General features: G+C 38.2%; 11 protein-coding genes. 2 read left to right on the plus strand and 9 right to left on the minus strand.

The window, feature by feature from the left end:
• Window positions 1-76 precede the first annotated feature (76 nt).
• The 9 genes from ACG72T_RS06285 to ACG72T_RS06325 form a co-directional block, all read right to left on the minus strand.
• Complete coding sequence (locus ACG72T_RS06285) at window positions 77-1411, minus strand: dihydrolipoyl dehydrogenase family protein (protein ID WP_395265316.1); 1335 nt, start codon at window positions 1409-1411, stop codon at window positions 77-79.
• 94 nt (window positions 1412-1505) lie between these two features.
• Window positions 1506-2153: a L,D-transpeptidase gene (locus ACG72T_RS06290; protein ID WP_395265317.1), complete on the minus strand. Its 648-nt coding sequence runs from the start codon at window positions 2151-2153 to the stop codon at window positions 1506-1508.
• Between the two features lie 145 nt (window positions 2154-2298).
• A complete protein-coding gene (gene helD, locus ACG72T_RS06295) occupies window positions 2299-4620 on the minus strand; it encodes an RNA polymerase recycling motor HelD (RefSeq protein ID WP_395265431.1) in 2322 nt (773 codons plus the stop codon).
• A 182-nt stretch (window positions 4621-4802) separates the two neighbouring features.
• Window positions 4803-5561, minus strand: a complete 759-nt coding sequence (locus tag ACG72T_RS06300) for a formate/nitrite transporter family protein (protein WP_395265318.1) — start codon at window positions 5559-5561, stop codon at window positions 4803-4805.
• A 136-nt stretch (window positions 5562-5697) separates the two neighbouring features.
• Complete coding sequence (locus tag ACG72T_RS06305; protein WP_395265319.1) at window positions 5698-7233, minus strand: TIGR03766 family XrtG-associated glycosyltransferase; 1536 nt, start codon at window positions 7231-7233, stop codon at window positions 5698-5700.
• An 11-nt stretch (window positions 7234-7244) separates the two neighbouring features.
• Window positions 7245-7625 carry a 6-carboxytetrahydropterin synthase gene (locus ACG72T_RS06310; protein WP_395265320.1) on the minus strand — a complete coding sequence of 127 codons (381 nt, stop codon included), beginning with the start codon at window positions 7623-7625 and terminating at the stop codon, window positions 7245-7247.
• Window positions 7622-8959 carry a TIGR03111 family XrtG-associated glycosyltransferase gene (locus ACG72T_RS06315; protein ID WP_395265321.1) on the minus strand — a complete coding sequence of 446 codons (1338 nt, stop codon included), beginning with the start codon at window positions 8957-8959 and terminating at the stop codon, window positions 7622-7624. The genes ACG72T_RS06310 and ACG72T_RS06315 overlap by 4 nt, the downstream gene beginning before the upstream one ends.
• Window positions 8956-9552 (minus strand): exosortase family protein XrtG, encoded by a 597-nt coding sequence (gene xrtG, locus ACG72T_RS06320; RefSeq protein ID WP_395265322.1) that lies wholly within the window; start codon window positions 9550-9552, stop codon window positions 8956-8958. Before xrtG ends, ACG72T_RS06315 begins: the two co-directional genes overlap by 4 nt.
• A complete protein-coding gene (locus ACG72T_RS06325; protein ID WP_395265323.1) occupies window positions 9545-10219 on the minus strand; it encodes a Firmicu-CTERM sorting domain-containing protein in 675 nt (224 codons plus the stop codon). Before ACG72T_RS06325 ends, xrtG begins: the two co-directional genes overlap by 8 nt.
• A gap of 300 nt (window positions 10220-10519) precedes the next feature.
• On the opposite strand from ACG72T_RS06325, the gene ACG72T_RS06330 reads away from it, so the two are divergent.
• Window positions 10520-11728, plus strand: a complete 1209-nt coding sequence (locus ACG72T_RS06330; RefSeq protein WP_395265324.1) for a glycine C-acetyltransferase — start codon at window positions 10520-10522, stop codon at window positions 11726-11728.
• Between the two features lie 15 nt (window positions 11729-11743).
• On the plus strand, window positions 11744-12754 hold the full coding sequence (locus tag ACG72T_RS06335; protein ID WP_395265325.1) for an NAD-dependent epimerase/dehydratase family protein: 1011 nt from the start codon (window positions 11744-11746) through the stop codon (window positions 12752-12754).
• Window positions 12755-12829 lie beyond the last annotated feature (75 nt).

The following is a 12829-nucleotide window of genomic DNA, read 5'->3' on the forward strand; positions in this document are numbered from 1 at the left end:
TTCTCAATAAGATTTTTACACGTAAAAAAACCTCTGATTCGAAATATAAAATCAGAGGTTTTTTGCATACAATATTTTAGGCCCGATGCCAAGCTGCATATCCAATAGTTGGGAAAAGACCCACTAAACGGCCAACTTGTTGACGGTCAAATTGGAATTCTATCGCTGGCAATAATGCATTTACGGCATCTTGCGCTTGGTCACTTATTTCGGTAACTCCTACTAAGTGGCCTTTTTGATCGTGAATTTGTTTACTTTGAGCCAATGGTTCTTTGTCTACCTTGTAATACCAATAATCAGCTAAGTCGTTGGATGCAATATCGTAACCCTTTTCTTGACCTTCTTCAACTGACACTCCAGCTTTAGCGATTCGTGGTGAAGTGAAGACTACTGATGGGATAACGGGAAGCTTGATTGGTTCAGTTGTTTGACCAGAGAACAGTTGCATTAAGTAGAGCGATTCAAAGTAAGCGGCTGGGGTAACTTTTGGTAAGTCATTGGCGACCACATCCCCTGCAGCATAGATGTTCTCAACGTTTGTTTGTAAATAATCATTGACGAACACACCACTGTGGTCATATTTAACACCGACATTTTCCAAAGCTAAATTCTCTAGATTAGGAATTCGGCCGGTTGCGTCTAAGATCCAATCAGTAACTAAGGATTGGCCATTGCCGTAGTTAACTTTAAAGGCCGTAGCTGTTTTCTCAAAGGATTGCACGTTAGCTTTTTCGATAAACTTTACGCCACGGTGCTTGAGATCATCAACTACCATCTTGACGTACGGTTGATAGAACTTGCGTAAAACTTTATCTGAATGCAACATCACAGTGACATTGGCTCCGGAAGCGTTGGCAATTGTCGCAAATTCCATCCCAATGTAGCCCGAACCAATGATGGTGATGTCTTTGGGCAAAGTGGTCAAATTCATAAAGTCTTCGCTATCATGAGCCAACTCTGTGCCCACGATATCTAAACGATGAGGTTTCAAACCAGTGGCTATCACGATCTTTTCAGCTGTCACTGAAGTTTTATTATCGATCAAAACGGTGTGGTTATCTTTAAAAGTCGCATGGCCTTTCATAATCGTAGCCCCAGCGTTTTCTAGACGATTAGTTAAATCTTGAGGCAGATTATCGATGATCTCCTGTTTATGAGCTACATTCTTAGTCCAGTCAATCGTTAAATCACCCTTTAAAACACCGGCCATTCTTTCAGCTTCACGGGTCATTTTAACTGGCTCATCCAAAGTTATTTTGGCGTTGCAGCCACGATTAGGACAAGTTCCACCAACTAGTCCACTTTCAATAACCCCAACTTTGACCCCAATCTTAGCTAAGGGTGTCGCTCCATCGAATGTTGCGTGTCCAGATCCAATGTAAAGTACGTCATAATCAAATTTTTCACTCATCAAGCTGACCTCCGAAAGTTTAAGTATATATTCAACTTAAAACATTTCGATTGCCATGACAATAAATCCGCTTTCATTATTCGATCTTAATTGCTTAAGCATGGTATTTTCCGTGGATAACAACTTTCATTCCTGTTGGCACATTATCATAGACCCACTTGCAATCAGGTGTGGAAAGATGAATACAGCCATGTGACGATGGTTCGTTCCCCAAGGTTTTGGCGATCTTGTCATCATACTTCCCGTTAACATCTGTCGGTGTAGTATGGAATAAATACTCACCATGATGTAAAAATGATACCCAGTAATAGGCTCCCATCTTTAACGGCTTGGTGTAGAAAAAATCTCCCCGTTCATTTTGAATGTAATAAGTTCCCCGTGGGGTCGTATCATGTTTACCAGTTGAAGAATACATTTCGTATAACGTCGTTTTACCATCTTTGATATACGTCCGTTGCGTCGCTATATCGACATCGATCCAAGCATTAGGATGTTGGTTCAAATCTGGATAAGACTTCTTCTCCGAAGACTGATCGTACTTGAAATTCTTTAAGCTGACCATTCCTTTGTCCTCTCGAACTTGAGGGGCCTTTTTAATATCTTTTCTCGCGTCTTTTTTAGTTTCAACTTTGACATCCTTTTGGACCTCATTGTGTTGCGAAAAGTGTCCGACAACTAAGAGAATTATCGCTAACGACGCAATAATTATGCCACTGATCTTATATACCCATTTAATTTTCACTTAATTTCCCCCAAAAAATATCTAGCTTTAAGTATATTATTCGGGAAGAGCTTTAACAATCCTTGATTAAAAATATTATCCAAAAAAGAAAATACCTACCAATTCCATATTTAGAATCGGCAGGTATTTGCGTTCTTTAAAACGATTAAATTTTAGGTTGAGCTACTTGATAATACTTTTCGGGCACACGTTCCAATAATTGTGATGGTGCTCCAATTACAGTAATGGTCAACTTGTGCATTGCTCTAGAAGCAATCGTATAGACTAATTGTTGTTCGTCTTCGTCAAATTTGTCCTTAGATGCATCCCACATAATGACCGCATCGAATTCCAGTCCCTTAGCCAAGAATGATGGCAAGACGATCGTGCCTGTAGCCAAGCGTTGGTTTTCAGAACGGATCAAAGTTGATTGCACACCTTGAGCTTTTAACAGCTTATGCAATTCTTCCGCATCAGCCAAAGTTTTAGCAATGATGGCGGTCGTATATTTATGTTGATTATTTTCTTGTAGCTGCGTCATCACTTGTTGAATCGATTGATCGATATCCTTAGCCAATAGCATATTTGGCAAATCACCGTTACGATTGAACGGCTCAATCTTTTGGCCATTTGTCAAAATAGCTTTCGTAAAGTCCGTAATTTGTTTTGTCGAACGATATGAGTGAACTAATTGAACTACTCTCGTTTCATCGGCATTGAACAAACTTTGAGCTTCCGTCAGCAAGGTCTGACTATTTTTCTTAGTAAAGATCGATTGATTCAAGTCACCTAACATCGTGTAACGAGCCCGTGGGAATTTATATTTCATGTAGGCCAATTGGAATGGCGTATAATCTTGAATCTCGTCGATGAAGACAAATTTCATGTCCAATTCACCGTGTTTACCAGTCACCAAATCATACAAGTAAAGGTAAGGACTAAGATTATTCATCGAAATTTGTTTATTTTGGAAAGCTGTGACAAAATTCTCTACATATTGATCCCATTGTTCGTCAGTAATTTCGTAATCTTTTAAGTTGACGATCTTAGGGACAGCTTTGAGAAAGTTCATATAGTTGCTGGCAACGTTCAAGAAACGCAGACGCTTGATATTCTTATAAACGCCTTGCATCATTGCCGTGACGATCTTACGAGCTAAGAACTTCTTCTCTTCATCGCCATTCTTAAATTCCTGATCAGCGGTGTTATATAAAGCTTGCAACTGTTCCTGACTCAAATTCTCGATTCTTTCCGCAACCCACTTCGAGCGCATTTCCGCACCAATTTTACGATGCAACATTTTGACCAAACGATCGACCGTCGCATCCAAACGATTGCCCAAATTATATTGGGAACCATAACTATAGTAGATTTCTTGAATTTTTTCCTTCGCAATAAAGACTTTGCCTTGGAACTTGATGTCCTTAAAAGCCATTCCGCTTTGACCGAGTAGCTTACTATAATTAGTCAGTATCTTGAAAAACTCAATATCCGAGACGAACTTGCTGACGGATTTACTATTAGTATCGACAACTGTTTCAAATTGATCAGATAAGCTTTCGACTGTTAAGTTAGGTAAACGGCGTGCTAAAAATTGCTTGTAAGTCATTTGCACCATGTTTTGTTCACCCATTTCTGGCAAAACATCTTTGATATAGTCATTGAACAACGAGTTAGGTGAGAACATTACTACCTGACTGGATGTTAACGTCCCACGATAGCGATATAGCAAGAAAGCGATCCGTTGAAGGATAGCTGAAGTTTTACCAGAACCAGCAGCTCCTTGAACAAACAATAATTTCGACTTAGTATCACGAATGATCTTGTTTTGTTCACTCTGAATCGTCTTAACGATCCCTTTCATATGTGTCGAAGATTTACCATCTAAGACTTCCAAGAGCATTTGGTCACCGATCGTTTCTTGCGTGTCAAAGTAAGCTCTGATCTTGCCATCTTCCACCAAAAACTGACGTTTCAAGTATAATTCAACTTGCTGTTCCCCATCGGGAGTTTGGTAAGTTACATCGCCCAATTTACCATCATAATAAATAGAAGAAATTGGTGCTCGCCAATCGTAAACTAAAAAGTGATCATTGCGGTCAGTAAAAGAACTTAAACCAATATAAACGGTCTCCTTTTTGGGTTCACCTTTTTCCTGGAAGTCTAATCGTGCAAAGAAAGGTGTCTTTTCCAGCTTTTTGAGAATGCCTAAACGTTGTTTCGACTGTTGCCAACTGTTGTTTCTTTCGTCAAGCATCTGTTGCTGTTGATGAATGGATAGGGCTGCATCCATTGAGATCGAATCGCCATCCATTCCAATGTGAATATCATCGAAAGCATTATTAATAACTTTTAAGTCATCTTCAGCGACTTCAATATGTTCCTGAAGACAGCTTTCGGACTTTTTAATTTGTGCAACCACATCATTCAAATGTGCTTGTTCACGTTGCTTTTCGTCCTGTTCGTTAACCTTAGGTTTGTCTGTCATCATAATAACCTCTTAAATTAAAGTTATATTATGTTACCACTATTATGCTGAGATTTCAAAAATCCATCAAAGCGTTATCATAACTTTGGAAAATAAAAAAGGACAGCATCTTCCTGCCATCCCTCAATAACTTGCCATCTATTTTATCTCAATATTCGATAATTAACCAACATTTAGATTTATTATTTTTTATAACTCAGATGATAAAATCCGGCAACAAAAACAATTCCCCCAACGATATTACCTAGATAAACTGGGACGAAGTTTTGGAAAAAGAGCCACCAGTTACTCCCACCTTCAAAAATAGCGGCCGGAATAATAAAACAATTGGCAATACTATGCTGAAAACCAATTGCCACGAAAATCATGATTGGAAACCAGATCCCCCAAATCTTGCCAGCTGCATCTTTTGCACCCATAGCTAACCACACCGCTAACCCAACTAACCAGTTACAGCCGATTCCGGAAACAAAAGCTGAAAAAAAGCTAGCACTAGTCTTACTGTTGGCAATGTTGATCACCGCTTGAGCAAAAGGCTGTGCATGAGTTAAACCTGTCACATGACCAAAGAAATAAGCTACAAAGACTGCCCCTAAGAAATTAAATAAGGTAATCACTGCTAAGTTCATCAAGTAGTCACTTAATTTAATCTTTTTCGAATAGAGCGCCGTTCCCACGGCCATCATGTTTCCAGTAGCCAGTTCTCCCCCAGCTAAGAGGATAGCAATCAACCCAATAGGAAAAACGGTTGCACCGACTAGCGCTTTGACACTCCCCAAAGCACTGGGAATTGATGCTGTCACCCGTACATAAGCTAAGAAGCCAATTGATATTAACGCTCCACCGATAAAGCCCAGCAACATTTTGGCCAACAACGTCTTTTTCAATTTACTAACTCCGGTCGTGATACTCTTTTGCAGAATTTCTTCTGGAGTAGACATATTCGATCCCCCATATTCAACATTTGGTCTTTTTAAAATATCATCTATTACCGAACATTTCAACGAAACCAGCGATAATAATTCGGATAACACGTATCCATAAAAATAACGCAGCTTTTTTATAAGCTACGTTATTTTATAATTTGGTCCATGCAAATAATTCGGTCAATTTTTGCCATGACTTACCCCAGCTGAGAGCTGACAAGATAAGAAACGCTGGCAGGAATTGAATTAGATAGCGGCTTCTTCCACCTTCAAAGATCAGCAAGAACATAAAGCCTCCAATAATGGTCAATCGCAATAACTGCACGATTTTACGGTCATCTTTCCAATTAAAAAGAATCGTTGCTAACAAAAATACCCACCACACTTGAGCTATATATCGAAAATCGCCCAAGTTTTTACCATATAGATAAACGAAATTACGGATTTTACCAGCCAATCCTTTTGAGGACGGTTTAGGATTATCGCTGATAAAATGTCCTTCTTTGATCCAGGCAAAAGTTCCATCAGCCGTATTATTAGCGTGCTTTTGGAGAAGAAATTTCAGATAGCCCCAGAAACCTTTCTTTTGAAGCCGTTTTTCTAGCACTTTTTTGGAATAGGCCGTTTGGGCTTGTTTACTAGGCATCTTAGCCATCATTAAAGCATCGTGAGCGTTGTAGCCGCCATCACCAGAAACTCCCATACTGATAAAATGCAATGGCACAATGGCACGTTCAGCATTGACCTTAATGTATTTTTGGTGATCGATGGCATAATTTGTAATCGAATAAGTTGGTACGGCGCCAATTAAGATTATCAACCCCAAGATAAACTCAATAATCATTCTTTCCTTTGAAAATTTACCTTTGAATAAATATAGCAATTCGATTAAGCCGATGGCGATTATCCCAATGATGGCTGACGGTTTGATAAAGTAGGTCCCAGCAACCGTAATTCCTAATAAAAGTGCCACAATACTTTTCCAAATCAAATTTAATTTCCCGTATCGCAACAAACAATACAGAAAAATATACATCGAAACGAATGGTAATACCCAAGCGTCAGTATAAGGCACGATTATCATTGGAAAGACCGATAGCCACAATGCATGCATATAAATGGCCAGCGGAACTTTTTTAGGATCGATAACTAACACGCTACAAATATTCAACACTGCCGAAAGGTCAACGAAAAACAGAGTTATCAGGTCAAACAGCAACCATGAATGATTTTTAAAAAATAATGCCAACTGGTGTTGCCATAACATCGTGGCAATATTATTCATGTTAAGTGAAAAGTAAGCTCTGGTTTCAATATCAGTTGTCTGAATCAACGCCCGATGAATCGCTCCCGGATCAAAACCAATTGCTGGATGAACATTCAATACGAAGACTATCTGAATTATCACTACCACACTTAATGAAGTAATTGATGTTACCCACTGACGATCAATAAAAATATATTTTAATAAGTCCGCCCAAGATTCAAACGTCAAAAAAGTTCCGATCACAATTAAAGCGGTAATTATAAATAGAGCCGTCACTATAGTCGTCCCTGAACCAGTTACATTATTATCACCCAAAATCAGATTGGGCGAGGTAATCGCAAAATAACAAGTTAATAGAAATAAAAAATAAAACAAATATTTAATTAATTTACTGCCAAAAATAAAGACTTTATTCTTCATACGCACCCCTGTTATTTCAAGGTTATGCAATAAAATCTAGTTGGAGATTCGCCAATCTCTAAACGAGTTAAAACTGCATCTCTTTTACGTAAAATATCGTTAATGACGCTGAAGAAATAAGTGGTCAAATTTTCTAAAGTAGGGTTTATACGATCAAAGGGTGGTACTTCATTTAAAAACTTCCCCGAAACCCGTTGTGACACTTCCTTCAATTCATTTTCAATCACGTTAAAAGGCACCATTTGTTCATGATTGACATGTATCTCACAAATAATCGCCCAAGTATGCATGTGTTCTTTTCCAATGCCATTTTCCCAACGGACAGCATGACTAGCATTGATATAAGATGTTAACTTATAAGTACTGTATGTTTCATAACCTTCTATATTCAACTTTTATCCCTCTCCAGACTCCGAATATCTTTCCCAAAAACTTTTAAAATTCGCTGTATTTCTTCTTTAAAACTCAAAGCATTCCACTCGTGGCTATTGCTAGCTACATTCAATGTTCCCACTAATCTAAAACAAGAACAGATGAAATTATAAAATGGCAAAGTCCAAGCTACCCATGTGAGTTTGATATAAAATCGCCGTTCATTCTCGAATTCCCTCAACAACATTCGCACACATAAATTATTCAGAATTGAAACCATCGCGTACAAAAAATAAATAATAAGATACGAAATTCCCAAAACCACTGGTGAATAGCGGTAGAACAAGAGAACAAAACTAGCAAACATCCAAATCATCTTTGGAAATAAAAAGGTGTGATCAATTACCAAACGTCGCACCAAAAAATTCTTGAAGAAAAACTTTACGTCCGCATTATTGTTCATATACGACTTAATTACTTCTAATTCACCACGATGCCACCGTTGCCGTTGTCGATAGAGGGCATCTAACCCATCGATTGGTTCAATATAAAAAATAGCATTAGTACAAATTAAGATCTTTTTCTTCAGCCGATCACGAATTTGAAAGGTCATCTCAGTATCTTCACCTAATGTATTCGTATCATACATGAAGGTTTTCATAATCACGGATTTTCGAAAAGCCGAGAAAGCGCCAGACATGGTAAATAATTGATTCTCATAAGATTCGATCACCCGACCGGAAAGAAAAGCTTGAGCATACTCAAAGTACTCATTCTGTCGCAACAATCTTAAGAAAGGCTTTTTAGTTCGCTTGATCAAATCTTTTCTAGGTAAAATAGTTCCCGTCATGGCTGAAATATCAATATTATTCTCAAATTTTAAAACCATATTCATCAAAGCATGCTTTTCCAAGGTTCCATCACTGTCAATATTGATTACATACACGCCAATTGCCTCATAAATCGAAGCATTCAAGGCATTAGCTTTCCCCTTAATTGTGTTAAGCAATTGCATGTTCAAATTAAATTTGTTTTGTGCTCTGGCAAATTCACCAAAACTATTATCCGTACTTTGATTATCAGCTACTATAATTTGAATTAACTTGTCAGGATATGTTGAATCCTTAATTGATTTAATACAATTGTAAAGCGTCGCTTCCGAATTATAGACCGGTATTATTATCGTAATAAACGGCAATTTAAGCGGCATTTCTTCTTTAACAGTCTGAGCATTTCTGGCAGCCAGCCTGATAGCAGAAATAACGGCAGGAATTATTTCGATCACAATGGGAATCAAGATCCAGGTCAGCCAAAATCCCATTTGTCTAATTGTTAAATACCAAAAATATTTCATACACTTCTTACTTTCTTTTTAAACAGCTTGTAGAATTCTTGCGCCCAATGTGAATAAGTGAAGACGTTGTAATACAAGACAATGATCAACAGGTAAAAGACTAATCTTCCCAAAATTGAATGTGCCAAATAAAAGACGTCTGCCCCACCCAAATAGACCATTGCCACAACGATAATCAATCTAACAACATTGGCTAAATAGATCCAAACCAAGCCGAGTATTGAATAAAAAAATTTTTCTTTACGTGAATATGTCGGATAAAAAAGCAATAAACTCATATAAGCCATTGTTTCAATTATCCCTGAACATTCATAGTCAATTTGCAAAGTAACCGGAGTGGCTTGATTCGTAATGTAGATCCATCCGTACTTCGGATAAACAGAGCCCATTTTTATAAGTTTTTCAACTATTGCAACACCGTCGATCACTCCGTGAGTAAAAAACCAAACCCAATAAGGCGTGCTTAAGGTCATCAAGACAAAAAAACAGCCAACACTGCCGACAAGAAAAGAAAAAGCCGTCAGTCGAGCTCTTCTTACAACTGACAGCAAATATATCCAAATAATGATACCCAGTAACAAAAAACTATTCATTAGACGTCTCCCTAAGTCTTTTGATTCTAGGCATTTTAAAAATCGCAAATAAAGCTATGGCTAAGCCACTGATTGCTAACAAGACTGGACCAGTACTTCCACCTACAACGTGCAAAGTTTTACTTCCTAAGTCCTCATTTGAGAGCGTAATATCTTGTGAAGCTGTATTAGTTATACCCAACTCTGACAAAGGCAATTTAAATTCCATATCTAATTTAAAACCTTTACCGTTTCCTTGATTAACCTTACTTTTTATATAAACTTGTGAAGACTCAGCAACTTTATTAATTTTGCCATCGCCATCAATTTCTTGAACGTTCATCGTCGTCAGCCGATTGCCACTCGCATAATCATCTGGATCGACTGTTAGCAGAAACGTTTTGTCACCAACAGTTAACTTATAACCTGAACGTGCGATCTCTTGATAACCAACACCATGTCTTGGTGACATGCTCGCATAAAAATACACGTTATCTTTGTCAGCTACTAAAGACTCCTTCTTTATCAGACCTCTATTCGATTTAGTAATTGGTTTATCTTTCCAATCATTAAAATTACCATCGATTTTTATATCGGTATTATTGCTATTTGTTGCGGCTTCAACATTGGTTGTCCCCGTTAACACTAAAGCCCCAAAAATCAAAAGTGCCAAGAATATTTTCCTCATAGTCATTCTCCCCTAAGCCTGAACTCATCGACTCATTATATAACGAATCCTCTACACTATGAATATATTTTTTAATAAAAAATATAAATATAGTCATGTTTTTTTAGAGTTTTTATATTCCCTAAATATAACTTCAACTTTTTAATCACTTGACAAAACGTCTATTAGGCCAACTAACTAGAGCCAGCTTGAACTATCTTTAGTATGTGGATAGCTTAACAAGCTAAGTCTTTGTAAGCGGTTTCTCCGTCTTGTATAGTACGGATGTACGGACAATATCAATTGCAAAGGAGTCTACAAATGAGTTCAACCACACTGACAAACTTTTTGACCACCGGTATCGACGAATTGAAGAAAAACGGTCTTTTCAACACTATCGATACTTTGCAAGGTAGTAATGGTCCCATAATTGAAATTGCTGGCAAAAGATTGATCAATTTAGCTTCCAATAATTATCTCGGTTTTGCGACCAATCAAGAGGTGATTCAAGCTTCAATCGATGCCACTAAGAAATTTGGTGCTGGAGCCGGAGCCGTTCGCACCATTAACGGTACTCTAGATATTCACCAACAATTAGAAGAAAAAATTGCTGAATTTAAGGGGACAGAAGCCGCAATTGCTTTCCAATCTGGATTCAACGCTAACTTGGGTACTATCCCTGCCATCATGAAAAAAGGTGACGCGATACTTTCCGATGAACTGAATCATGCCTCAATCATCGATGGAGCTCGACTTTCTGGAGCCAAGATTATCCGTGTCAAACATCAGGATATGGCAGACTTAAAGATGAAAGCTCAACAATTAAGATCAGATAATATCTATCGAAAAATCATGTATATCACCGATGGCGTTTTTTCAATGGACGGCGACATTGCCAATATCCCAGAAATCGTCAAAATTTGTGAAGAAAATGACATCATTACTTACGTGGACGATGCTCACGGAACTGGAGTTATGGGACATGGTGCTGGAACGGTGAAAGAATTTCACTTGCAAGATCATGTCGACTTACAAATGGGTACCCTTTCCAAAGGAATTGGCGTCGTTGGCGGTTATATAGCTGGTACAAAACAATTGATTACTTGGTTAAAATCACAAGCCCGGCCTTTCTTATTCTCAACCTCACTAACCCCCGGTGCGGCTGCTGGATGTATCAAAGCTATCGAGTTGATTCAAAACAATCCGCAATATGTTGAAAAGCTGTGGGACAATGCGAATTATTTCAAAGACTCGCTGCAAGACATTGGCTATAATATCGGTAAATCGCAAACACCGATCACTCCCGTCATTGTTGGCGATGAAAAATTAGCTCAGAAATTTTCCCAAAAGTTAATTGAAAATGGCGTCTATGCTAAACCAATCGTCTATCCAACTGTTCCTTTAGGGACTGGTCGTATTAGAAATATGCCCAACGCATCTCATACTAAAGACATGCTAGACCAAGCAATCGCAGTTTATGAACAAGTTGGTACCGAATTAAATATTCTTAACAAAGCAGTTCAATATTGAAAGGAGTAACTCCTCATGAAAAAAGTATTGATCACTGGTGCTTTAGGACAAATTGGTTCCGAACTGACTGAAAGATTACGTAATGACTTAGGCCCAGAGAATGTTATCTCAACTGATATCAGACGAATTGACGGTAATCCCGTTGTCGAAAATGGTCATTTTGAAGTTTTAGATGTGAAAGATTTTGACGCTTTCTTAAGAATTGCGACGGCGAATAAAGTCGATACTATTATTCATTTGGCAGCACTTTTATCAGCTAAGGCCGAAAAGAATCCGGCTTTTGCATGGGAATTAAATATGACGGGATTGATAAACGCTTTAGAAGTAGCACGTGAATTGGGTGCTGGAACCAAATTCTTTGCTCCATCCTCGATTGCAGCCTATGGACCAGACGCTGATCCTGACGACACACCCCAAGACACAGTAATGCATCCCTCAACTATTTATGGTGTGACCAAGGTCTCTGGAGAACTATTAGCAAACTACTACTATGAAAGATACGACATCGACACACGTTCAGTCCGTTTCCCCGGACTAATTTCTTATAAAGTAGCCCCAGGTGGTGGCACGACTGATTACGCCGTCGATATATATTACGAAGCTTTGAAGCACAAAAAATACCGTTCACCGATTGCCGATAAAACTTTAATGGATATGATGTACATGGATGATGCAATCGACGCTGTAGTGAAGTTAATGAATGCTGACCCAGACAAGTTGATCCATCGAAACGCCTTTAATATCACCTCGATTAGCTTTGATCCTGAAAGTATTGCTACTTCGATCAGACGACATATTCCCGATTTTGAATTAAGCTATCAAGTAGACCCTAAACTTCAAAAAATCGCCGATTCTTGGCCCAACTACATCAATGCTGACGATGCTATCAGTGAATGGGGCTTTTGTCCTAAGTTTGATCTGGATAAGATGACTGACGAAATGTTGACTCAATTGTCAAAGAAATTTCAAACGGAAGATATTGAAACTATGGTGCAAGTTGAACCTAGTGTTAAAGTTGGTAATTAATCAGCCACTTCAGAAAGATTAGTTGTTAAATATATAATAAATAAAGCAGTCTTAGATTCCTAATAAGATAGGAGT

It is taken from the genome of Companilactobacillus sp. FL22-1 (assembly GCF_043951805.1).
Taxonomy (GTDB): Bacteria; Bacillota; Bacilli; order Lactobacillales; family Lactobacillaceae; genus Companilactobacillus.

Coding starts and splice junctions, on each gene's coding strand:
- ACG72T_RS06330 (WP_395265324.1), top strand. CDS start 10,520: ATGAGTTCAACCACACTGACAAACTTTTTGACCACCGGTATCGACGAA.
- ACG72T_RS06335 (WP_395265325.1), top strand. CDS start 11,744: ATGAAAAAAGTATTGATCACTGGTGCTTTAGGACAAATTGGTTCCGAA.
- xrtG (WP_395265322.1), bottom strand. CDS start 9,552: ATGAATAGTTTTTTGTTACTGGGTATCATTATTTGGATATATTTGCTG.
- ACG72T_RS06285 (WP_395265316.1), bottom strand. CDS start 1,411: ATGAGTGAAAAATTTGATTATGACGTACTTTACATTGGATCTGGACAC.
- ACG72T_RS06305 (WP_395265319.1), bottom strand. CDS start 7,233: ATGAAGAATAAAGTCTTTATTTTTGGCAGTAAATTAATTAAATATTTG.
- ACG72T_RS06315 (WP_395265321.1), bottom strand. CDS start 8,959: ATGAAATATTTTTGGTATTTAACAATTAGACAAATGGGATTTTGGCTG.
- ACG72T_RS06325 (WP_395265323.1), bottom strand. CDS start 10,219: ATGAGGAAAATATTCTTGGCACTTTTGATTTTTGGGGCTTTAGTGTTA.
- helD (WP_395265431.1), bottom strand. CDS start 4,620: ATGACAGACAAACCTAAGGTTAACGAACAGGACGAAAAGCAACGTGAA.
- ACG72T_RS06300 (WP_395265318.1), bottom strand. CDS start 5,561: ATGTCTACTCCAGAAGAAATTCTGCAAAAGAGTATCACGACCGGAGTT.